The following is a 20,855-nucleotide window of genomic DNA, read 5'->3' as shown; positions in this document are numbered from 1 at the left end:
CTGGACGCAAAAGCGGGTCTATTCAATCGCAACCAGTGCTGCCTCTATGACATTCGTGGGATCTTTCTGCTGCGTTGCTGTCAATTCCCATGACGTCCCAATAAGAACGGTCCCATAAATGGTGTGGGTTCCAGACTTGAAGGCACCCTGGCCATCAAGTGCAGCGAGGTGCTCCTCCCTCTTAGTGGCGCCATCAGTATTGGCGATGACCTCGATGCATCCGCCGCCAGAGGTATTGTTCTCAACCGAGCTCTTCCCAGAGTACACGGAGTAGGGGTCGCTCAGGTTGTCGTAGTAAAAAAAGATTGCCGGCGTATAGCCACCCTGCTTGTTAAGCTGTTTGTTGACATCGTTCTCCTCGTTGATGGGCTCGATGTCAGAGATGCCCGCTACCTTGCCGAGGCGAGAGATAACAAAGTCCTGGGAAGGGTTCGTTATCTGCTTGAGCTGTTGGGCACTCTGCTCGAAAACAACTCTGGCGTCATCAAGGGTCTTGATATCAGCCAAATAGTCGAGCAGCTTGTTCAGCTCGTCGGTGTCCGACTTAATCTCATCGTGAACAGCGAACAGTGGGACGTCAGGAATGTTCCTCAGGGTCCGCCTCGTATTGGCAACGGCAGTGGTGAGGGCGTCCCTTGTGGCTCCATCGAACGGCTGATTATCCGAATCCAAGTCGTGCTGAGCTGCGTCAATCTCCTTCTGGAATGCGTCGTTCTTCGCCTGGGCTTGAGAGGTGGCGCCATTGAAGGCGTCGACCGCCTGATCGACAACCCCGCTGAAGAACTGGATGAAGACCTACCGATAGGGAGGGCCGGAGGCTCTCAGGCCCAAGCTCAGGGGCAGACAAAAGGGAGCGTCGCCCCGCACAGGGAGTCGACCTGCGAGGAGGGGCCCGTGCGTCAGGTGCGGAAACTGAAGGCGGAGGTTGCCTACCTAAAAATCGATTGTCCTGCAGGCGGGGAAGCGCTCTCGAACCGCGGGAAGGCGCCCGCCTCGTCAAGGTCGCTATGGTAGCAGGCGACCTGCTCTTGACTAGATGTATATTGTAATATACACTTCGCACACGATTGAGGTACGTCGTACAAGCGAGCTTGCAAGGTGGCTCAAGCGTCTGAAGGACTCTAACGCCAGGGCTCGAATCAACTTGCACATCAGGAGGATTTCTCTCACTGGGAATCTCGGCGATTACAAGTCTGTTGGAGACGGCATCTGTGAGCTTCGGATTGATTATGGGCCAGGTTACAGGCTGTGCTTCGCATGGCGTGGGAGGGAAATCGTCTTGTTGCTCATTGGGGGCAACAAGCCCTCCCAGCAACGGGATATAAGGAAAGCGCAGGAGTTCAACGAGCAGTACGAATGAGGGGGGCGGCAAGATGAAAAGGGCGGCGACATACGATGCGGCCGAGTTCCTCGAAACGGACGCGGACATCGTCGCTTACCTCAATGCGGCGCTAGATGGCGGCGATCCCGCGCTCGTGTCCGCCGCGCTCGGCGATATAGCCCGGGCACGCGGCATGACCCAGCTTGCCAAGGATGCGGGCATTACCCGAGACGGCCTCTACAAGGCCCTCTCGCCAACGGGCAACCCATCCTTCGGCACGGTTCAGAAGGTCGTGAAGGCCCTCGGCTACAAGCTGGGCGTGGCGCTGCCCGCCTAGGCCCCAACTCGCGAGACGCCAGCCTCGTCTGGCATGGGCTTGGGCGACATCCCTGGCCTCGGACGCATACAAACTAGCGGATGAGCTTCAGGACGTCGGCCAGTCCGCCAAGTACCTGCGCATATCGCGGATGTCGACCTACAGGCTCGTCGAAGCCAAAGTCTAGTGGTGTGGGATAAAAGGCTCGACACATTTCACTGCGCATGAGGCACAAGTTCTAAATCACCCAGACGGGAACTGCCTGCACGTTCTTGGTCACGTAGTATGGTTCGGGCGTCTGGCAGATCACATGCCCGAAGCCGACCTCGTAGCCAGACATCCCTTCGAGGCAGCGGAAGTTCCTCACGGCGTCGCCCCCTACCGTGGCGGACGTCTTCACCTCGACGGGATGCAGCACATGTCCCTCTTGGATGACGAGGTCAATCTCCCGCTTCCTCGAGTCGCGGTAGAACCAGACGTCGCGCATGTTGCCGCCGGCGTTCATGTAGCTCTTGAGCACCTCCGAGACGACGAAGTCCTCGAAGACGTGCCCCGCCATCGCACCGACACGCAGCTGTTCCGGCGTCGTCCACCTCGTGAGGTGGCAGACAAGTCCGGTGTCCATGAAGTAGAGCTTGGGGGTCTTCGTCAGGCTCTTGCCGATGTTCGGCCAGAACGGCTCCACTATCCGGACGATGTTCGAGGCCTGGAGGACGGAGAGCCATGACTGCGCCGTCTTGTAGCTGACGCCCGCTGCGTTGCCGATGTCCGTAGCGTTGAGGAGCTGTCCCGACCTCGCGGCGCACGCGACCATGAAGCTGTAGAACCTCGCCTCGTCCTTGACGTTGATGAGGTCGCGCACGTCCCGCTCGAGGTAGGCGGACACGTAGCCGGAGTAGAACGAGTCCCAGTCGACCGAGCTGTCCTGCAGCTCCGGCATCGATCCCCTGTGAATGATCTCCCAGATGCTCTTATCCAGAGGCTTGTCGAGCGGCTTGGCCGGGGCGGGGATATAGGGATGTGGTCTACCTGCGTCACCTACGAGCTCCCGCAGGTTAAGTGCCGGCATCTCGAGGATGCGGATCCTTCCCGCCAGCGACTCGCTTACGCCCTTCATGAGTTGGTAGGTCTGCGAGCCGGTGAGTATGATGCGCCCCTTCTCGTCAGACTGGTCGACCACCCACTTGACCGGGGAGAAGAGCTCAGGCACGCGTTGGACCTCGTCTATGATGAGCGGCAGGTGCCTGGTCTCGAAGAAGAGCATTGCGTCCTGCCTGGCAAGCAGGTAGTCCTGGGGGTTCTCCATGGAGACGTAGTCGAAGGAGTCGCCCAGGTGCTTCTTGAGGACGGTGGTTTTGCCAACCTGGCGCGCCCCTGTCACAAGGACTACCTTGCCCTGTTTGAGCATCCTATCGATTGTGGCTTCGACTTCTCGTTTGATGTACATGAGCATGACCTCCCGTCTCTGGAGGCTATTCTCCCACGGGATGACAGTGTATTCAAATATAGAAGTTAGACTTCTAAATATATCACTCCTCATCGATGGCTGTATGGCCTGTTCTCATGTGGCCAGCAGGACGTACGAGCTGGGGCTCATGCCATCCGCGAACGACGCGCTCCATGGCTGAGATCGAGCCTGTGAACCCGCGCTCTGCCGCCAGACGGTCGAGCAGGGCCCGGCGGCTCACTTTTCGTTATCACCCCCTTGGCTCAGTTTTACTTGACGGAACACACGGTGGGGCATCGCCGACGAGGGGGTTTGTGACGGGTGACGCCGAGGTTCCACAGGGCGTGGGCGTCCTGCTTCGCCCAGAACGGCCTGGCCGCTGTGCTGCACGCCGGGTCGTCCCGCCTCTGGGACTACGTCGGTGGCGGGGGCTAGCCTGGACGTGCCGGGGACGGGCCCAGATTCGTGTGACGGCTCTTTATGGCGGAAGCTACGCGCCCGTGTCCGTGGGAAGCAGATACAGGTTCTCGCCATCCGTGAGGAGTTCACTCGGCTCGTTGTAAAGGGTGTTGATGAGCTCGATGTTCTCTTGGAAGGGCAAAACATCGAGGGGCTTGGTCTCGCTGAGCCTCTGCAGTAGGTGGGAGCTTATGCTGTCGTTGAACTTCCCCACGGCATCGCCGCCCTCCTTGAGTGCCTCGTCGATAGGTGTGGCGTCACCCACGGGCGTGGCGGCGACTGCCCCACCGACGAACCTTCCCGCAGCCGCAAGCCCTCCCAGGGCGACTGCATCGATGGCGTGCTTTGCGCTGTGCTTGATGGCGTCGTAGCATTGTGCATAGACCTTGCGATAGCTCACGGATGCGCTCTCGATCCTGCCCTGCACGTCGGAGAGCTTGTCCTGCCTGAAGTTCTCCGCAATCATGGGGTCGAGGAATGATGCGAACACATAGATGTAGGTTGCGAGCTGGTAGTCCTTCAGCAAGTCGAGTACGCCATCCAAACGGTTCCGCACCTTGCTACGCAGTTCGATGGGGGCTTTGTCGGCAAGCTTCTTCTCCAGCTGGCTATGGTAGAGATCCATTTTCTGGGAAGCGTCCTGCTTTATGTCGAGCACCTTCATGTGCGCGTTGTTCATGTAACGCTGGTTGTCCCAGTTGAGGCTGTAGCCGTTGAGCACGTCCGTGAGCGTCTGGAGATTCCCACGCATCTCAGACCTGTCGTGCTGCCTCATGTAGTCAAACATCTCATCAACGGTCTTTTGGATTCTGTCGAGCTTCTGGTTGACTTGCCACAGGGCGATGCCCATGGCGAGCATCGCGGGGTTGACTGGCATGGTTATCGATGACTTGATTGTCTGCGGCCCTGCTGGATAGAAATGTGCTTGGGCGAAGGAGCCATTCACGCGCGTGGAGCCGAGCGCACCGGCGCCTGCTCCCTTGAACTGCTGGAGCTGTGAGATGCTGAGTGGCTTGCCCATGGCGTCGAACGCCCGCATGTACATGCCGTTGTCTGGGGACGCAATTGTCTGTGTGGCCGTGCGGAACGCCTTGGGTATGGATGCGAATACGGCGCCGAGGGAGGCAATCTGGCCAAGAGGAACCTTTCTGGCATGGGCGAGGTCCACGGGTTCGTCGAGAGGCGCAAGGTTGATGCGGGTGTTGCAGAGCTGCTCTCGAATGAGGTCCGTACGATTGCTCGGCTTGGCGGGTTGAGTATTCGTGTCTGCCATGGTTGGTCTCCTTGTGGGCCCGGTGTCTGTTAGAGTATACCTAAGCTCGGCCGAGTTCGAGGAGGCCGCCCGGAGGCGGCGTGACGGTAGCCAATGGAGTCGGGATAGATTCAGATTTCGATGACCGACTCTGCTTGTCAGATGGGCAATTCTGCGTTTACACTAACTCTTCCGATACGATCTTCAGAGCATAAAGTGGAACGTGCACGCTCGGCACGTTTATGATGCATGAATGAGGCTCACGGCGAGGGTCACCCTGTTGTTTTGGCATGTCGGTTCATAAGGATGTCCGGGCTGCACATCGATATGTCTCTCACAAGATTATGTCCTGCGTGCCAACCTCTTTTAGCTTCTCGTTTTCGAAGACAAGTGCAAGGCCGTGCTCTGGTTCAAATCGGCAGTCGCACATCAACGCCACCGTGCGCTCCTTCTGCATCCTTGGTAGGAAGAGGTAGCGGGGCATGACATAGTGGAAGATCCTGCCCGCGTCTTTGTCATCGTCGTTCTTGGCGCAATACTCCCTTAGTGCTGGGGCGGCACACTCTACCGCATCCCATGTCGCAAGGATGCGCTCTAGAGCTAACGATTGTGCGTCCGTGGGGGCTTTGCCGCCCTCGGGATAAATCTCGAGCTTGAGCTCCCTGCCTCAGATTTCCTTGGTTATGCTACCCATCGAACTCCTCGTTTCCGCCGATTCCTTCTCGCTTCTGGCATTCTGCCACTCCGCCCGAGTGCCTGAAGTATTCATGGATGTCTCGCGAGACGAGGTTCATCGTCTTCATGTCGGCACACTCATGCCAGGTGAAGCAGTTGTCCCTTCTCCACTGCGTCACCTCTTCATCAGTCCAGTCGCTCTTTCCTTCTCGCTTCCCGGCGTTCCACTTTTCTGCGCATGCGCTTTTAAACCAGCCTGGATATGGCAATCAGACAGCATTGCGCGCCTCCCAATACCCCATGTCGTAGCGGGGCCCCTTGAAGGGCGCCCGCCGGGACGTGTGGTAGGGGGTCGAGAGGTTGAGGTCGCGGATCGCGGCGCTGGCGTCGCCGCCGCGCCGCCGCGCCCGCCCGGGCCAGCAGAACCACGAGAGGCAGTGGCGCAGGCGCCTGGTCGGGACGCCGCTCATGCGCAGCAGGAAGCCCGCGAGGCGAGAGTGCAGGGCGTTCGCGCCGGAGAGGCGCGCGTTCGCCTCGCCACCGGAGCGGTAGGCGGGGTGCTCCGCGTCGACGCCGAGAGCGTCCCCTGTTCCCGCGTGGGCCCGGTGGGCGTCGGTGACGAGGACCGAGCCGTCGGCCAGGCGCCCCTCGGGCATCTCCCGGACCCGTGCCTTGGTGGCGCGCCCGCGGCAGCAGACCTCGGCGAACACGTCGCCGAGCGAGTTCTCGCCGGCGAGCACGCAGACCCGCTCGTCGGACACGCCGCCCGCGGCCTGCCCGCCGGCGCGGCGGGGCTCCCTCGGCATCTCGAAGGCGCCGCCCCCCGACAGCGACTCGGGGACCATCATGCCGCCCGCCTGCGCCTCCATCCCCTCGCCGCAGCGGAAGGGCCCAAGGTCGGCCGCCATCGCCTCGCAGGCGCGCACGCGCATGAGCCAGGCGGTGGGCACGCTCACCCCGCAGCGCTCGCAGACGACGCGCGGGGGCACGCCACCGGCCATGCGGCGGGCGAACTCCTCCCACGCCTCGGGCCGCGGCCTCGACCACGAGACCGGCCCGAGCGTCGAGGCCGTGAACGAGCGGCCGCATCCCCGGCACGGCCACCTCTGGCGCCCGCGCCCGTCGCGCCCGCGCCGCACGGCCGACGGGCGCGGGCACCTCGGGCAGCGTTCCGCCTCGCGGCCTGCCGCGTCCTCGGCGCGGCCGGCGGCGATCAGCCGCCTCGGCTCCTCGGCCGCCTCGGCCCTCTCCCCAGCGTCCATCCCCTCGAGCGTCCGTCGTACGATCTCCCTCATGGGACCCTCCGTCCCCGATGGTCTTCCTGGCAGAGGCCATCGTAGCGGAGGGTCTCGCCATCGGGGCCGTCATTCATATCCAAGCTGGTTTAAAAGCGCATCGACCGATAACGACAGCAAGACAGGTCTGCAGGGGGTCTCCAGGATTCTGTGTTGTATGACAGTGAACTTTGTGATGGCGTGCTCTGCGGGGAACGGCTCGGGCGCAAGCCAGAAGACAGTCTCGACCTGCCTGTCCCTCTCGTTTGACAGGTCATTGATCGCACGAATTCCCGCGATACTCCTTAATGACGGTGGGCAGCCCGGCACTTCAACGACCGCAGTAAAGTATGCCCATGCCATCGGAACGGTGAGGAGCGCTGGCAGCCGAAAGCTTGCCAGCGCCTGACTCCATACAGCCCGTTTGAATCTATTGGCGCCGATGAGCAACCCTAGCAAGGGAGGACGCGAGCCCAACCAGATCAAAGCCATTGACGTCCTGCACCTTCACAAATAGCTCCTTGAATCTCTCGTCATCAAGATTGACAAAGGCTCCAACCAAGGCTCCTGTGATGGTTGCCACGGTGTCTGTGTCGTACCCTATGTTGACGGCGTCAATCACAGCCTGCAAGGGGTCCCCTTCATTAATCTTCGCAAGGGCGAATGCGCAAGGAACGGCTTCTGTTATGAGGATCCCACTTCCAATAATCTGGGAGAGTTTCTTCAACCGATCATTTTTGCCACCTGGTCCATCAACTATGTGATTCGCAAGTATCATGCGTTCAACAACGCTCGCACCGGCAACCCGTATGGAACGGCGCAGTGAGCCAAACTCGATACCGGCCCTTAGCCTTTCGGTCGGAGACATCGTATGTCAGTCGTTGAAGTCCGATGCTGACGGGGGCTGGCTGTTCTCTAGCAAAAAACGATGAGCGGACGGGACCACTCTGCCACTGAGGTGAAGGCAATGGGATCTCACCCTGCTTGGGGCATCCGCGTTCGTCTCGTGCCTCCGCGCATCCCTCGGGTGACCAACCTCACGCCCTCCGCCGCCCTGCTCGACTCCCTCGGCGCGATGGCACGCCAGTTGCTATAGTGGATGGGCATGGATTCATGACGCACGATATGGGGGCGCTATCGCATGAAGGGCATCATCCTCGCCGGCGGTTCGGGCACGCGTCTGCAGCCCCTGACCTCGGTTACCTCAAAGCAGCTCCTGCCCATCTACGACAAGCCGATGATCTACTACCCGCTCTCCACGCTCATGCTGTCAGGCATCAGGGACATCCTGGTCATCTCCACGCCACGCGACCTTCCCAACTTCGAGCGCCTGCTGGGCGACGGCTCCGACTTTGGCATTGCCCTCTCGTATGCGGAGCAGCCCGAGCCCAACGGCCTCGCCCAGGCGTTCGTGATCGGCCGCGCGTTCGTGGGGAGAGAGCCCTGCGCGCTCGTCCTCGGCGATAACATCTTCTATGGCAACGGCCTCACGCGTCACCTGCGCCGCGCCGCCTCCTCCGCGCAGGTGGGCCGCGCGACTGTCTTCGGCTACCGCGTGGATGACCCGGAGCGCTTTGGCGTCGTCGAGTTCGACGACGCCTACAACGTCGTCTCCATCGAGGAGAAGCCCGCCCATCCCAAGAGCAACTACGCCGTTACGGGCCTCTACTTCTACGACGCGCGCGTATGCGACCTGGCTGCGCAGGTAAGACCCTCCGCGCGTGGCGAGTACGAGATCACGGACCTCAACCGCATGTACCTCGAGGACGGCTTGCTCGACGTCATAACGCTGGGCCGTGGCTATGCCTGGCTGGATACCGGCACCATGGCATCGCTGTCCGATGCCTCCGAGTTCGTGCGCACCGTGGAGACGGCGCAGGATCTGCCCGTCTCCGTCCCCGAGGAGATTGCCTACGAGAACGGCTGGATCAGCCGCGAGCGGCTCCTGGCATGCGCCGAGCGCTACGGCAAGAGCGACTACGGCAAGCATCTGCTGATGGTCGCCGAGGGCAAGATAGCCCCCGACCGCCACTACGATGACTAGGACGAGGGGATAGCGCCTGATGGATTTCGAGAAGGACCTGCGCGTCACCGAGACGGGCATCGAGGGGCTCAAGATGGTCGAGCTCTCCGTGCACGGTGACAGCCGCGGCTGGTTCAAGGAGAACTGGCAGCGCGCCAAGATGGTCGCCCTGGGTATCCCTGACCTGCGCGTGGTGCAGAACAACGTCTCCTATAACACCAAGCGCGGCGTGACGCGCGGCATCCACGCCGAGCCATGGAACAAGTTCATCTCGGTGATCACGGGGTCCGTCTTTGGTGCCTGGGTGGACCTGCGCCAGGGGAGCGCCACGTTTGGCAAGGTGTTCACCTGCACGCTCGACCCTTCGCGCGCCATCTTCGCGCCGCGGGGTGTGGGCAACTCCTTCCAGGCGCTTGAGGACGACACGACCTACGCCTACCTGGTGGACGCCCACTGGTCGGCCAAGCTCAAGAGGACCTACACCTTCGTGAGCCTGGCCGATCCCGCGCTCGCCATCGAGTGGCCCATCCCGCTGGATCGCTGCGAGCTGTCTGAGGCGGACAGGCACCACCCCCTGTTGAGGGACATCGTGCCGGTGGCACCCAAGCGCACGCTCGTGACCGGCTGCAACGGCCAGCTGGGCCATGCCGTGCGCGCGCTGGTCGCAGAGCGCGGCGACGCCGACACGTTCGACTTCTGCGACATCGATACCTTCGACCTCTCCAAGTCCGAGGACTACGCCCAGTACGACTGGGGCCTCTACGGCACGGTCATCAACTGCGGAGCCTACACGGCGGTGGACAGGGCCGAGACGACCGGGGGCCGCCGCGCGTGCTGGGCGGCCAACGCCACGGGTCCCGCGCTCATGGCGCGCAGCTGCGCGGAGCACGGCATCACGCTCGTGCACGTGTCGAGCGACTACGTGTTCGACGGCACGCGCGTGGAGCACGACGAGGGGGAGCTTCTCTCGCCGCTGTCGGTCTACGGGCAGTCGAAGGCCGCCGGCGACCTTGCGGTGGCGGGCTGTCCCGCTCACTACGTGGTGCGGTCGAGCTGGGTCATCGGCGAGGGCCACAACTTTGCCAAGACGATGGCTAAGCTCTCCGATCGTGTGGCTGACCCGGCGGACGAGCTCTCGCAGGTGACCGTCGTCGACGACCAGCTGGGCCGCCTCACCTTCACCGACCAGCTTGCGGCGGGCATCCTCCACCTGCTGGACACCCATGTGCCCTATGGGACCTACGACCTTACGGGCACCGGTGCCGTGAGGAGCTGGCACGAGATCGCCGCGCGCGTGTTCGAGCTGCGCAACGGTAACGGCAGCGCGGTCGTGCCGGTCTCCACGGCGGCCTACTATGCCGGTGCGGAGGGCCCCATAGCCCCGCGCCCCGCGCACTCGGCCCTCTCGCTCGACAAGCTGGCGCGGGCGGGCTTCTCGCCGCGCGACTGGGAGGACGAGCTGGTCGACTATGTGCGCAGCCTGCCGCGCGACCTGGGCTGACGCCCGCTTGACGAGATACCCCACCCGGACCTTGGAGGCCACCTCATGCCCGACAGCTTCGAGCCCACAAGCATCATCGTCACCGGTGGCTGCGGCTTCATCGGCAGCAACTTCGTGCGCTGGGTGGCAGCCAACCACCCCGAGGTCCATGTGACGGTCCTCGACAAGCTCACGTATGCCGGCAACCCCGAGAACATCGCTGGGCTCCCCGAGGGCCAGGTGGAGCTCGTGGTGGGCGACATCTGTGACGCCGCGCTGCTCGACCGCCTCGTGCCGGGTCACGATGCCATCGTGCACTATGCGGCAGAGAGCCACAACGACAACTCCATCGCCAACCCCGACCCATTCGTGCAGACCAACGTGGTGGGCACCTACCGCCTGCTCGAGGCGGCGCGAAGGCATGACGTGCGCTATCACCACGTGTCAACCGACGAGGTCTACGGCGACCTCGCCCTCGACGAGCCGCGGCGCTTTGAGCCGGACGACCCCTACAGGCCGTCCTCCCCGTACAGCTCCACCAAGGCCTCGAGCGACCTGCTCGTGCGCGCATGGCACCGCACGTACGGCGTGCGTGCCACGATCTCCAACTGCTCCAACAACTACGGTCCCTACCAGCACGTGGAGAAGTTCATCCCGCGCCAGGTGACCAACGTGCTCTGCGGCATCCGCCCCAAGCTCTACGGCGACGGCAGGAACGTGCGCGACTGGATCCACACCGAGGATCACTCGCGTGCCGTGTGGGACATCCTCACCAAGGGCCGCCTCGGCGAGACCTATCTCATCGGCGCCAACGGCGAGCGCTCCAACATCGACGTGCTGCGGGCCATCCTCGACGTGATGGGCCAGCCCGCCGATGCCTTCGACTGGGTGCGCGACCGTCCCGGCCACGATCGCCGCTACGCCATCGACCCCACCAAGCTCGAGCGCGAGCTGGGCTGGCAGCCCGTCCACACGGACTTCCCTGAGGGGTTGGGCCAGACGATAGAGTGGTACCGCACGCACGAGTCCTGGTGGCGCCCGGCCAAGGAGGCCACCGAGGCCAAGTACGCCAAGCAGGGGCAGTAGGGGGCGGCCCTACACAGTTTGGCTGTAGGTCGTAGCTTCCTGATGGCATGCCGAGCCGTCGTGTGCGAGACTTATCCGTGGCATTGGCCTCCAGTGGTCCAGGACAGGACGGGAGTTTGGCATGGCGCGGTCAGGCAGCACGCACTTCAAGGTGGACCAGGGGGAGGCACCTGCCTCGCAGGAGGGGCATCCAGACTCCAGGCGCGTCTACATGCCCCGACGTGGCGCGGCGTCCCCCTCGTCGGGTCGCCATGGCCACGGCCCGCGCAGGCGGCGCACCATCGCCATCACCGTCGCCGGCATCGTGGTCGTGCTGCTGGCGCTCGTGGGACTTGAGGCGTTTGCCCTCGTGCGCTCCGCGCAGAAGGTGCGTACGGACGCCGACGCCGTCCTGACCGCAGTCGATGGCCTCGCCTCTGCCGCGTCCAGTGGCGACACGGACCAGATCGCCCCCTTGGCCTCCCGTATCGGCTCCGCCGCCCACGAGATCCAAGGCGAGGTGCAGTCTCCCGCGTGGAGCGTGGCCGCTGCCATCCCGGGGTATGGCGATGACGTTCGCTCCGTGCGCGCTCTGGCCGACACGCTCGTGGACGTCTCGGACAATGCCATCATGCCGCTCTCCCAGCATGCGGATGCGCTCGACCTCAAGAGCCTCTTCTCAAACGGCGCCATCAACGTGGATGCCCTGCAGGGCCTCGGTACGGTGATGGCGGATGCGTCGCCCGTGCTGGACCGCGCCACCAGCACCATCGACGCCCTGCCCCCGGCGCATCTCTCGCAGCTTGACGCCGCGATTGCCAAGCTGCGTACCAAGGTTGACGCCGCCAAGGCTCGCCTGGACTCCGTCCAGGCCATCCTGCCCTACCTCCCGCAGATGCTCGGTGCCAACGGGCAGACGCGCACCTATCTCGTGGTGGCCCAGAACAACGCGGAGCTGCGTGCGTCGGGTGGCTTCCCTGGGTCGGTGGGCACGCTGACGGTGAGCGATGGTGTCATGAGGTTGGGGGACTTCGCGTCCCTGGCGGGCAAGGAGGGCCTCTCGCTGGGTGCCACCGATGAGGAGATCGGCACCTTTGGCTCCTCCATCGGCTCGCGTGCCGATGCCGCCACGCTCACGCCCAACTTTCCTCGTACGGCCACGCTGCTTGCCACCGCCTGGCAGCAGATGCATCACCAGGCCGTCGATGGCGTGATAGGGATCGACCCCGTCTTCCTGCAGCGCCTGCTGGCCCTGACCGGTCCCGTGACGGTGGCGGACGGCACGACCCTTACGGGCGACAATGCGGCGCGGGAGCTGGAGAACAACGTCTACCTGCGCTATGGCAACCAGAACGCGACGGAGGACTCCCTCTTTGCCGACGCCGCGGCAACGGCCTTCACCTCCATCATGAGCAACCTGGGCGCCGCCAAGGCGACCGACCTCATGGACACCCTCGGCCAGTCCGCCGCCGACGGGCGCCTGCAGGTGTGGATGGCCAACGAGGACGAGGAGCAGGCCCTTGTCGCGGTGGGCGCCTCGGGCGGCCTCTCGACCGACGCCACCAAGCCCGTGCTGGGCGTCTACGTGAACGATGTCACATGGGCGAAGCTTGCCTGGTACCTCGACCTGCGTACGACGGTTGGCACGGCGACCAGGAACGCGGACGGCTCCACGACCTACGAGGTGACCACCACACTGGAGAACACGATCACCGACCAGATCGTCGCCAGCGCCCCCACGTATATCACGGGGGGCAACATGCAGTACAAGCGCTCCACGGGCGACATGGTCTCCGTGCTGATCCTGGTGGCGCCCGCGGGCGGGACCATCAGCGATGTTCGTGTGGACTCGCCGGCGTTCGGGGTGTGGCACCTGCCCTCGCTCTACGGATTCGATGCGTGGTCGAGCCAGGTGAACACCTACCCCCAGGAGACGCGCACCATCACCTACAAGGTGACCACCTCGCCGGACGCGGTGGCGGACCTTGCGGTGCGCTCCACGCCCACGGGCCAGGCCATGGCATCGTAGGGGACGGGCGCCGCCGTGTGCGGGCGCCTGACGGCCTGTTTCCATTCCGTGCGAGGTGGTCGGCCTGGTCGGGAGGCCGGGTATACTCCAAGACGTTCGTGTGGTTCGCTGGATGGAGGGTGGTATGGCAGCGAGAGTCGTCGTCGCGTGTGGCGCTGGTATCGCAACCTCGCACGCCGTGGCGAGCAAGCTCCAGAGGCTTCTGGATGACCGTGGCGTGTCCGCACAGGTGGATGCCGTCGCGCTGGAGAGCCTGCCCGGTGCGCTCGATGGCGCCGACGCGTTCGTCTCCGTGGTCAAGCCCGACGAGGAGTACGATGTGCCCACCTTCAATGGGGTGGCGTTCCTCACGGGCATGGGCCAAGAGGACGAGCTGAACCGTCTGGTGGGGTCCCTCTCCGCCTGAGCTTGGGCCCCATGTGAGCCCCACCTGAGTCGTTCGCATTTTCTCGCTCGCGCGTTTGGAGTCGTATGCAAATACGCACGACTCTGATTTTATAAAAGTGCTGGTAGATAAGTTATTGATAGATTCATATGTACAGTTAGAGCCCGATAATTTGCATACGACTCGCAGTGGTGGGGGAGAGGATTGCGAACGACTCGTCCATCCGGGCTCTCTTGGTTCTGGCGTTCCTAGTACAGGGGGAGGTCGCCGGTGATGGGGTCGATGTCCTCGGCGCGCAGCGGCTCGAAGGCCAGGCAGGTGTAGGTGGGCTCCCCATGGAACTCCGTGAGGCCAGCATCGCGGACGAGCGAGACGAGAAAGCCCCGCTCGCGACCCTGGTTCGCGATGTCGAGCAGCTCCTCCTCCGAGTCGACGTACACGCACACCTTGGCTACGCCCGCGTCGAACCAGTCGTAGAGCGCCGTGTGGCGCTTGCGGGGATCGTCCAGGTACACCCGGCCACCCGCGTCCACGCACAGCTCGCCACAGCGCCCCTCGTGCACCAGCGCCATGAGCACGGCCTCCACGCAGGCATGGCCCGCCTGGGCGGCGATCTTGCCCTTGCGCATCCTGAGGTCGCGCCTCATGACGATGAGCTGCTTCGCCTTGTATGACGAGACCGCCATGCCACCCTGCCCTTCCAAAAGCACGTTGGCTACCCCTCCACCTCGAGCAGCTCGATCTCGAAGTTGAGTGCCTTGCCGGCCATCTCGTGGTTCATGTCCAGGTAGAGCTCCTTGGGCGTGACCCTTGCCACCCTCACGGGCACGGGCTGACCCTGGGAGGACCGCAGCATGAGCTTGTCGCCGACCGTGACGCCGCGCATCTCCTGCGGCACGCGGCTCATGGGGAACTCCTGCACGAGCTCCCCGCGGCGCTCGCCATAGGCCTCGCTGGGCTCCAGGTGCACGGTCACCTTGTCGCCCACGGCCATGTCGCGCACGGCGGCGTCAAAGCCCTTGATCATCTGGCCGGCCATGCAGGTGAACTCCAGCGGCTCGCCACGGTCCCGCGACGAGTCGAACGTGGTGCCATCGTCCAGCGTGCCGGTGTAGTGGACCTTGACCTTCTTGCCCTCGTTGCCCATGGGGCCTCCTCTGATGGTCGGTTGTGCGGGTGCGCGATGCCCTGGGGGACGATGCCCTAGAGGACAACGTATCCAGTATGCGCATGTCCACGTCCCATCAAAGCCGGCAAAGCAGCGAAAGCCCCATTCCTTCATTCAGGTGCGCCGAAGCCGTTTTAGGTATGCTTGAGGGGTTCGAACACGTACGGGGGATTCGCCTGCAGGCCGTGCACGGCCATCCGTCCTGGCGGCGCGGCTCCCCCGCTGGAGGCCCTATGCTGAGGAAACGACTGTTTGACCTGGTGCCCGGCGCCCTGCGCCACGTGATGCTCACGGTGGCTGCGCAGTGGGTGGGCCTGCTCTCGGACGTCCTGCTGGTGTGGGTGGTGGCCTCGGCGCTTTTCGCCGTTGTGGGCGCAAGTGACATAAGCACCACCCATGCGGTGAACCTCGTGCGCGTGCTTGTGGTTGGCGCCATCGCCCTCGTGGCAAAGGTGCTCTCCACGCGCGCCGCCTCGCGCGAGGGCTTCGCGGCATCGGCGGACGTCAAGCGCGAGCTGCGCCACCGGATCTACGAGAAGCTCCTGCGCCTGGGGCCCGACTACACCAAGCAGGTTGCCACGGCCGAGGTCGTGCAGCTCTCCGTGGAGGGGTGCGAGCAGCTGGAGACCTACTTCGGCCAGTACCTGCCGCAGCTGTTCCATGCGCTTGTGGCCCCGCTGACGCTGTTCGTGGCCATCCTGGCCCTCGTGCCTGCGGCATGGCCCGCGGCGCTCGTGCTGCTGGCGTTCGTGCCGCTCATCCCGCTCGTCATCATGGCGGTGCAGAAGGTGGCCAAGCGTACCCTCTCCTCGTACTGGGACGAGTACACCACGTTGGGCGATTCCTTCCTCGAGAACCTGCAGGGCCTCACGACGCTCAAGATCTACCAGGCCGACGCACGGCGCCATGAGGCCATGGACGAGGAGGCCGAGCGCTTCCGCGTGGTCACCATGAAGGTGCTGCGCATGCAGCTCAACTCCATCATCGTGATGGACGTCGTGGCGCTGGGCGGTGCGGCCGTGGGCATCGGCGTGGCCCTGGCCCTGCTCGCCGGCGGATCCATCGATCTCTTTGCCGCCCTCGTGGTGGTGCTGCTCTCCGCGGACTTCTTCCGTCCCATGCGTACGCTGGGGTCGTACTTCCACGTTGCCATGAACGGCATGGCGGCCTCGGACAGGATCTTTGCCCTGCTGGATCTCGAGGAGCCCGCGCCCTCGGGAACGGCGCGGCCGCATGCCGGAGACCACCTGCTCATGCGGCATGTGAGCTTCTCGTGGGACGACAGCCGCGAGGTGCTGCACGACGTGTCGCTGGACGTGCCGCTCGTGGGGATCACGGCCCTCGTGGGTAAGTCGGGCTCGGGGAAGTCCACCATCGCATCGCTGCTCGCGGGCCTGGCCCATGGCTTTGAGGGTGCGGTCCTGTTGGGTGGGCGCCCCATCACCGACTTCGATCGCACGGCCCTCGCCCACTACGTGACCATCGTGCCCACGGCAAGCTACCTCTTCGCGGGCACCGTCCGCGACAACCTGCTCATGGGTGATCCAATGGCGAGCGACGAGCAGATGTGGCAGGTGCTGGAGGCCGTCTCGCTGGCAGGCTTCCTGCGCACGCAGGAGGGGCTTGGCACGCGCCTGGACGAGCGGGCCGCCAACCTCTCCGGTGGGCAGCGGCAGCGCTTGGCGCTGGCTCGCGCGCTCATGCACGACTCGCCCGTCTACGTGCTGGACGAGGCCACGAGCAACATCGATGTGGAGAGCGAGGAGGCCATCATGGCGGCGGTGCGCGCCATCGCGCGCTACAAGGCCGTCATCCTCATCAGCCACCGCCTGGCCAACGTGACGGACGCCGACAGGGTCTACGTGCTGGATCGGGGCCGCCTGGTGGGTACCGGCATGCACGAGGAGCTGCTGGACAACTGCGACGTCTACCGCGGCCTGTGGGAGGCGCAGCAGGCGCTCGAGCACTTCGTTCCGCGTCCCGTGGCGCCGGATGCGGACGACACGCTCGTCATCGCGTCGACTTCCGAGGAGGGCACCCATGACGAAGAGGCATGACGCGCGCATCATGTGGCGTATGCTGGGTCTCACCAAGCCGCTCGCGGGGTTCATGGTCATCTCCGTGGCGTGTGGCGTGGCGGGCTTTGCCTGTGCGACCTTCCTGCCCGTGCTTGCGGCGGGGGAGGCCGTCTCGCTCGTGAGCGGCGCACCGCTGCTCTCCGTGGGCGCCTGCGTGGGCATCCTCTGCGCACTGGCCATCGCCCGTGGCGTCCTGCACTACGTGGAGCAGAGCTGCAACCACTACATCGCCTTCAAGCTGCTGGCCCACATCCGCAGCGAGGTCTTCGCCAGTCTCAGGCGCCTTGCGCCCGCCAAGCTCGCGGGAGCCGACCGCGGCAGCCTGGTCTCGATGGTCACTGCGGACATCGAGCTCCTCGAGGTGTTCTTTGCGCACACCATCTCGCCCATCTGCATCGCCGTGCTCATGAGTGCCCTCATGGTGGCCCTCCTGGGGACCATCTCCTGGCAGCTGGCGCTTGTGGCGCTTGTCGGCTACCTCGTGGTGGGCGTGGTGGTGCCCGTGCTCGTCTCGTGGCTCTCGGGCGATGGCGGCAGGGCATCGCGCGAGCAGGCGGCGGGCCTCTCCACGTTCGTGCTGGACGGTCTGCGAGGCCTTGCCGAGGTGCTGCAGTTTGATGCGGGTGCGGCGCGGTTGGGCACGCTGGACGCACGCTCGCGGGAGCTTGTGGAGACGCAGCGCGACCTCCGCGATGCCGCCACGACGGGCTCCATGGCCGCCGGTGCGGCCATCACGGCCTGCTCCCTGGCAGAGCTTGTCGTGGGCGTGCTGCTGTGGCGTGGGGGCGCCGTGGGCGCATCGGCCGTGGTGGTGTCCACGGTGGCTACGCTCAGCTCGTTTGGGCCGGTGGTCGCCCTGGCCAACCTGGGCTCCACGCTGCAGGGGACGCTGGCCTCCGCGGGCCGCGTGCTGGACATCCTGGACGAGGAGCCCGTGGTGGAGGAGGTCACGGAGGGTGAGGACATCGCCTTTGGCGGTGCGACCGCCCGCGGCGTGGGCTTCTCATACGACGATGGGCGCGTGCTGGACGACGTGACGCTGGACATCCCGCAGGGGAGCATCGTGGGCATCACAGGCAGGAGCGGCTCGGGCAAGTCCACGTTCTGCCGCCTGCTCATGCGCTTCTGGGACGTGGACAAGGGGCAGCTCGCCATCAGCGGGCAGCGCATCGACACCGTGCGTACGGGCAACCTGCGCGACCTCGAGGCGCTCGTGGAGCAGGACACGTACCTCTTCCATGACACCATCAGGGACAACCTGCTGATCGCCCGTCCGGACGCCACGCAGGGGCAGATCGAGGCGGCGTGTCATGCCGCCTCGGTGCATGACTTCATCATGGGCCTGCCCCAGGGCTATGACACCGAGGTGGGGGAGCTGGGCGACACGCTCTCGGGTGGCGAGAGGCAGCGGCTGGGCCTGGCACGGGCGTTCCTGCACGATGCGCCCTTCCTCATCCTGGACGAGCCCACGAGCAGCCTGGACTCGCTCAACGAGGGCGTCATCCTGCGGAGCCTGGACGGGCAGCGAGGGGCGCGCACCGTGCTGCTCGTGAGCCACCGGGCGAGCACCATGGCCGTGGCGGACCAGACGTTCTCCATGGACGCCGGTCGCGTAAGCTAACGGTTTCGGGTCGTTCGCACTTTTTCGGGTGCAATGGGCGCTTGCTGCTATAACAATAAGCTATCTACCTGGGGTACCGCAACATGCCACTCCAGAAAAGTGCGAACGACTCCCTCAGAAATGCATACGACTCACAATGGCTGCCGGGGAAACGCCGTATAGTGGATGGCGGCAACGACCAGGGAGAGGCGATGGCGGACAAGGGCGGGTTCATTGGGGTCTTCGACTCCGGTCTGGGCGGCATCAGCGTGCTGCATCACCTCGTGCGTCAGCTTCCACACGAGGACTTCGTCTTCTTTGGCGACTCCGCCCACAACCCCTATGGCGAGAAGACCCCCGAGCAGATCCTGGGCTATGCGCGCCAGATCGTTGGTGACCTGGTGGACGAGGGAGCCAAGGCCATCGTGATCGCATGCAACACCGCGACGAGCGTTGCGGCCGCCGCGCTCAGGGACGAGCTGCCCAGCCTCCCCATCGTGGGCGTGGAGCCGGCACTCAAGCCGGCCACGGAGCACGACCCGCATCGCCGCATCCTCGTGATGGCCACCCCCGTCACCCTGCGCATGGACAAGTTCCAGCATCTGGCCCACACGTACGGAAGCGACTCGGAGATCATCGAGGCGCCCTGCGAGGGCTTGGCCCAGCGCATCGAGCAGGGCGAGCTTGACGGGGCCGACCTGCACGAGCTGATCGAGAACCTGGTCGGCCGGTATCGTGGGGGTGTGGATTCCGTCGTGCTGGGATGCACGCACTATCCCTTCGTGCGGCACCAGATCGCGGACGTGCTTGGTGACGTGCCGTTCTTCGATGGGGGAGACGGCACCGCACGCCGGGTGGGAAGCCTTCTGGCCAAAGACGGCATGCTCAACGAATCCGACGCCCCAGGCACGGTCGCGTTCCGCTCGAGCCTCCATGAGCCCGGTGTCCTCGACCGCTACCAGCAGTTCTTCGAGATGGGGTTAGGCTACCGCCGCGTTCCCCAGAAGAAGAGGGCCACGGTGCCTGGTCCGGTGTGACAGCCGATGGTGGTGCCGATGTCAAAGTAGTGCACGTGGCCGTCCAGGTGAGGAAACTCCCGCTCGATGCGATCCCCGACGCCCCGAGCGTCTCTCAGGCAGTCGGAATGGCTGATGAAGACCTTGCGCGCATACCCATCCCCACCCTGTGCAAGCTCATGCATCTTGCGGACCATGCGCCGCTGGGCGCGCAGCTTGGTACGCACCTTCTCGCGCACTTGCAGGGCCCCCTCGTCATCCATCTCCATGACGGGGCAGATCCTGAGGAGCCCACCCATGGCTCCCGCCGCACGCGAGATGCGCCCGCCGCGCACGAAGAAGGTGAGGTCGCTGGAGAAGAACCAGTGGTTCACCTCGGCCTTGTGAGCCTCTGCCCAGGCAACGAGCCTGTCCATGCTCATACCGTCGTTGCGCAGGCCAGCCAGCGTGTCCAGCAGCAGGCCCAGGCCCGATGACGCGCAGAGCGAGTCGATGACCTCGATCCTGCGTTCGGGAAACTCCTGGCGGATGGCGTCACGTGCCGTGCACGCCGAGCCGTACGTTCCCGAGATGCCCGAGGACAGGGCGACATGCAGCACGTCCTTGCCTGCCTTGAGCAGGGAGCGCCAGAGGTCCAGGTACTCGCCCGCACTCACCTGCGACGTGCGTACGGTCGCCCCCGCACGCATCCGCCGGTACAGCTCGTGCTGGGTGTGGGTACGGCCGAAGTCGTCCTTACACTGCTCGCCGTCGAGCTCATAGTTGAAGTAGACGTACCTGATTCCCAGCCGATCGAGGTGGACAGGAGTAAGGTCACAGGTGGAGCAGCAGGTGAGAACGTAGTCGGCCATGGTGTTCCTCCGTGAGGGGGGAGGGCAAATTGCTGTGTCCACTATACGGCATTGGCACCGAGGAAAGTATCCGAGAAAAAGATGACGCCAGATGATTGGATTCATGTGTATGTGTGAGAGTCGATAACTTTGCAGCTATGTCTCTCGACTAGTTCGCTTGCCGTAGTTCCATTCGCGAATCTCTCCTAGTTCATGTTCGGCAGCATCCTCCTCGGGGGTGAGATAATCGATGAGATCGCCCGGTTTGCAGTTAAGCACCTGGCAGAGGGCCTCGAGTGTGGAGAAACGCACGCCACGTATTTTCCCATTCTTGATGTTGGACAGGTTGACCGTTGAAGTACCAATTCGTTCGGCAAGTTCTGTCGATGTAATCTTACGTTCTGCCATGACTCGATCAAGTCGCATGACTATAGGCA

General features: G+C 64.1%; 21 protein-coding genes. 10 read left to right on the top strand and 11 right to left on the bottom strand.

All coding sequences use genetic code 11. From position 1 onward, the window contains the following. Positions 1-18 precede the first annotated feature (18 nt). Positions 19-672: a hypothetical protein gene (locus HMPREF1316_RS05695; RefSeq protein WP_021725961.1), complete on the bottom strand. Its 654-nt coding sequence runs from the start codon at positions 670-672 to the stop codon at positions 19-21. 364 nt (positions 673-1,036) lie between these two features. Between HMPREF1316_RS05695 and HMPREF1316_RS15045 the strand changes: the two genes are divergently transcribed. Together HMPREF1316_RS15045 and HMPREF1316_RS05685 are read left to right on the top strand one after the other, a co-directional pair. Then, positions 1,037-1,360 carry a type II toxin-antitoxin system RelE/ParE family toxin gene (locus HMPREF1316_RS15045; RefSeq protein WP_040651570.1) on the top strand — a complete coding sequence of 108 codons (324 nt, stop codon included), beginning with the start codon at positions 1,037-1,039 and terminating at the stop codon, positions 1,358-1,360. Between the two features lie 13 nt (positions 1,361-1,373). Beyond that, on the top strand, positions 1,374-1,658 hold the full coding sequence (locus HMPREF1316_RS05685; RefSeq protein WP_021725991.1) for an addiction module antidote protein: 285 nt from the start codon (positions 1,374-1,376) through the stop codon (positions 1,656-1,658). 217 nt (positions 1,659-1,875) lie between these two features. On the opposite strand, the gene HMPREF1316_RS05680 is transcribed toward HMPREF1316_RS05685, so the two are convergent. The 6 genes from HMPREF1316_RS05680 to HMPREF1316_RS05665 form a co-directional block, all read right to left on the bottom strand. Next, positions 1,876-3,084 (bottom strand): ATP-binding protein, encoded by a 1,209-nt coding sequence (locus HMPREF1316_RS05680; protein WP_040651603.1) that lies wholly within the window; start codon positions 3,082-3,084, stop codon positions 1,876-1,878. 490 nt (positions 3,085-3,574) lie between these two features. Beyond that, positions 3,575-4,816, bottom strand: coding sequence for a hypothetical protein (locus HMPREF1316_RS05675; protein WP_021726003.1), 1,242 nt, complete (start codon positions 4,814-4,816; stop codon positions 3,575-3,577). Positions 4,817-5,129: 313 nt separating this feature from the next. Then, positions 5,130-5,441 (bottom strand): DUF6985 domain-containing protein, encoded by a 312-nt coding sequence (locus HMPREF1316_RS15040; RefSeq protein ID WP_415752641.1) that lies wholly within the window; start codon positions 5,439-5,441, stop codon positions 5,130-5,132. A 40-nt stretch (positions 5,442-5,481) separates the two neighbouring features. After that, a complete protein-coding gene (locus HMPREF1316_RS14875; RefSeq protein ID WP_084620868.1) occupies positions 5,482-5,739 on the bottom strand; it encodes an HNH endonuclease in 258 nt (85 codons plus the stop codon). Then, positions 5,740-6,765, bottom strand: coding sequence for an IS1/IS1595 family N-terminal zinc-binding domain-containing protein (locus HMPREF1316_RS14055; protein ID WP_021725996.1), 1,026 nt, complete (start codon positions 6,763-6,765; stop codon positions 5,740-5,742). A gap of 409 nt (positions 6,766-7,174) precedes the next feature. Beyond that, positions 7,175-7,522, bottom strand: coding sequence for an ADP-ribosylglycohydrolase family protein (locus HMPREF1316_RS05665; protein ID WP_198009599.1), 348 nt, complete (start codon positions 7,520-7,522; stop codon positions 7,175-7,177). Between the two features lie 363 nt (positions 7,523-7,885). On the opposite strand from HMPREF1316_RS05665, the gene rfbA reads away from it, so the two are divergent. The 5 genes from rfbA to HMPREF1316_RS05640 all read left to right on the top strand — a co-directional run bounded on the left by rfbA (position 7,886) and on the right by HMPREF1316_RS05640 (position 13,747). Continuing rightward, positions 7,886-8,788 (top strand): glucose-1-phosphate thymidylyltransferase RfbA, encoded by a 903-nt coding sequence (gene rfbA, locus HMPREF1316_RS05660; protein ID WP_021725966.1) that lies wholly within the window; start codon positions 7,886-7,888, stop codon positions 8,786-8,788. 19 nt (positions 8,789-8,807) lie between these two features. Then, a complete protein-coding gene (locus HMPREF1316_RS05655; protein ID WP_021725975.1) occupies positions 8,808-10,268 on the top strand; it encodes a sugar nucleotide-binding protein in 1,461 nt (486 codons plus the stop codon). 45 nt (positions 10,269-10,313) lie between these two features. Next, positions 10,314-11,333 carry a dTDP-glucose 4,6-dehydratase gene (gene rfbB / locus HMPREF1316_RS05650; RefSeq protein WP_021725995.1) on the top strand — a complete coding sequence of 340 codons (1,020 nt, stop codon included), beginning with the start codon at positions 10,314-10,316 and terminating at the stop codon, positions 11,331-11,333. Positions 11,334-11,454: 121 nt separating this feature from the next. Further along, positions 11,455-13,341 carry a DUF4012 domain-containing protein gene (locus HMPREF1316_RS05645; protein ID WP_021726006.1) on the top strand — a complete coding sequence of 629 codons (1,887 nt, stop codon included), beginning with the start codon at positions 11,455-11,457 and terminating at the stop codon, positions 13,339-13,341. A 124-nt stretch (positions 13,342-13,465) separates the two neighbouring features. Continuing rightward, positions 13,466-13,747 (top strand): PTS sugar transporter subunit IIB, encoded by a 282-nt coding sequence (locus HMPREF1316_RS05640; protein WP_040651567.1) that lies wholly within the window; start codon positions 13,466-13,468, stop codon positions 13,745-13,747. A 227-nt stretch (positions 13,748-13,974) separates the two neighbouring features. Here HMPREF1316_RS05640 and pth2 read toward each other — a convergent pair whose 3' ends face one another. Both pth2 and HMPREF1316_RS05630 read right to left on the bottom strand, forming a co-directional pair. Next, positions 13,975-14,412: an aminoacyl-tRNA hydrolase gene (gene pth2 / locus HMPREF1316_RS05635; protein WP_040651565.1), complete on the bottom strand. Its 438-nt coding sequence runs from the start codon at positions 14,410-14,412 to the stop codon at positions 13,975-13,977. A gap of 29 nt (positions 14,413-14,441) precedes the next feature. Next, positions 14,442-14,873, bottom strand: a complete 432-nt coding sequence (locus HMPREF1316_RS05630; RefSeq protein WP_021725994.1) for an FKBP-type peptidyl-prolyl cis-trans isomerase — start codon at positions 14,871-14,873, stop codon at positions 14,442-14,444. Between the two features lie 254 nt (positions 14,874-15,127). Here HMPREF1316_RS05630 and HMPREF1316_RS05625 point away from each other — a divergent pair, with 254 nt between their 5' ends. From HMPREF1316_RS05625 to murI, 3 genes are all read left to right on the top strand, one after another. Beyond that, positions 15,128-16,951, top strand: a complete 1,824-nt coding sequence (locus HMPREF1316_RS05625) for an ABC transporter ATP-binding protein/permease (protein ID WP_021725970.1) — start codon at positions 15,128-15,130, stop codon at positions 16,949-16,951. Then, complete coding sequence (locus tag HMPREF1316_RS05620; RefSeq protein WP_021725962.1) at positions 16,935-18,593, top strand: amino acid ABC transporter ATP-binding/permease protein; 1,659 nt, start codon at positions 16,935-16,937, stop codon at positions 18,591-18,593. Before HMPREF1316_RS05625 ends, HMPREF1316_RS05620 begins: the two co-directional genes overlap by 17 nt. A gap of 191 nt (positions 18,594-18,784) precedes the next feature. Further along, positions 18,785-19,609: a glutamate racemase gene (gene murI, locus HMPREF1316_RS05615; protein WP_051332932.1), complete on the top strand. Its 825-nt coding sequence runs from the start codon at positions 18,785-18,787 to the stop codon at positions 19,607-19,609. Here murI and HMPREF1316_RS05610 read toward each other — a convergent pair. Next, on the bottom strand, positions 19,558-20,439 hold the full coding sequence (locus HMPREF1316_RS05610; protein ID WP_021725968.1) for a DegV family protein: 882 nt from the start codon (positions 20,437-20,439) through the stop codon (positions 19,558-19,560). The genes murI and HMPREF1316_RS05610 overlap by 52 nt on opposite strands. Positions 20,440-20,574: 135 nt before the next feature. Continuing rightward, positions 20,575-20,844, bottom strand: a complete 270-nt coding sequence (locus HMPREF1316_RS13685) for a helix-turn-helix domain-containing protein (RefSeq protein WP_269594335.1) — start codon at positions 20,842-20,844, stop codon at positions 20,575-20,577. Positions 20,845-20,855 lie beyond the last annotated feature (11 nt).

The sequence above is a fragment of the Olsenella profusa F0195 genome, assembly GCF_000468755.1.
Lineage (GTDB): Bacteria > Actinomycetota > Coriobacteriia > Coriobacteriales > Atopobiaceae > Olsenella_F > Olsenella_F profusa.
The sequence above is the reverse complement of the archived record's forward strand: the minus strand, read 5'-3'. Positions and strand labels throughout refer to the sequence as shown.

What these genes read in the sequence shown, in the direction of transcription:
- HMPREF1316_RS15045 (WP_040651570.1), top strand. Translation starts at nt 1,037, where the DNA reads ATGTATATTGTAATATACACTTCGCACACGATTGAGGTACGTCGTACA.
- murI (WP_051332932.1), top strand. Translation starts at nt 18,785, where the DNA reads ATGGCGGACAAGGGCGGGTTCATTGGGGTCTTCGACTCCGGTCTGGGC.
- HMPREF1316_RS05630 (WP_021725994.1), bottom strand. Translation starts at nt 14,873, where the DNA reads ATGGGCAACGAGGGCAAGAAGGTCAAGGTCCACTACACCGGCACGCTG.
- HMPREF1316_RS05625 (WP_021725970.1), top strand. Translation starts at nt 15,128, where the DNA reads ATGCTGAGGAAACGACTGTTTGACCTGGTGCCCGGCGCCCTGCGCCAC.
- HMPREF1316_RS13685 (WP_269594335.1), bottom strand. Translation starts at nt 20,844, where the DNA reads ATGCGACTTGATCGAGTCATGGCAGAACGTAAGATTACATCGACAGAA.
- HMPREF1316_RS05620 (WP_021725962.1), top strand. Translation starts at nt 16,935, where the DNA reads ATGACGAAGAGGCATGACGCGCGCATCATGTGGCGTATGCTGGGTCTC.
- HMPREF1316_RS05655 (WP_021725975.1), top strand. Translation starts at nt 8,808, where the DNA reads ATGGATTTCGAGAAGGACCTGCGCGTCACCGAGACGGGCATCGAGGGG.
- rfbA (WP_021725966.1), top strand. Translation starts at nt 7,886, where the DNA reads ATGAAGGGCATCATCCTCGCCGGCGGTTCGGGCACGCGTCTGCAGCCC.
- rfbB (WP_021725995.1), top strand. Translation starts at nt 10,314, where the DNA reads ATGCCCGACAGCTTCGAGCCCACAAGCATCATCGTCACCGGTGGCTGC.
- HMPREF1316_RS14055 (WP_021725996.1), bottom strand. Translation starts at nt 6,765, where the DNA reads ATGAGGGAGATCGTACGACGGACGCTCGAGGGGATGGACGCTGGGGAG.
- HMPREF1316_RS05665 (WP_198009599.1), bottom strand. Translation starts at nt 7,522, where the DNA reads ATGATACTTGCGAATCACATAGTTGATGGACCAGGTGGCAAAAATGAT.
- HMPREF1316_RS05685 (WP_021725991.1), top strand. Translation starts at nt 1,374, where the DNA reads ATGAAAAGGGCGGCGACATACGATGCGGCCGAGTTCCTCGAAACGGAC.
- HMPREF1316_RS05675 (WP_021726003.1), bottom strand. Translation starts at nt 4,816, where the DNA reads ATGGCAGACACGAATACTCAACCCGCCAAGCCGAGCAATCGTACGGAC.
- HMPREF1316_RS05680 (WP_040651603.1), bottom strand. Translation starts at nt 3,084, where the DNA reads ATGTACATCAAACGAGAAGTCGAAGCCACAATCGATAGGATGCTCAAA.
- HMPREF1316_RS05645 (WP_021726006.1), top strand. Translation starts at nt 11,455, where the DNA reads ATGGCGCGGTCAGGCAGCACGCACTTCAAGGTGGACCAGGGGGAGGCA.
- pth2 (WP_040651565.1), bottom strand. Translation starts at nt 14,412, where the DNA reads ATGGCGGTCTCGTCATACAAGGCGAAGCAGCTCATCGTCATGAGGCGC.
- HMPREF1316_RS05640 (WP_040651567.1), top strand. Translation starts at nt 13,466, where the DNA reads ATGGCAGCGAGAGTCGTCGTCGCGTGTGGCGCTGGTATCGCAACCTCG.
- HMPREF1316_RS05610 (WP_021725968.1), bottom strand. Translation starts at nt 20,439, where the DNA reads ATGGCCGACTACGTTCTCACCTGCTGCTCCACCTGTGACCTTACTCCT.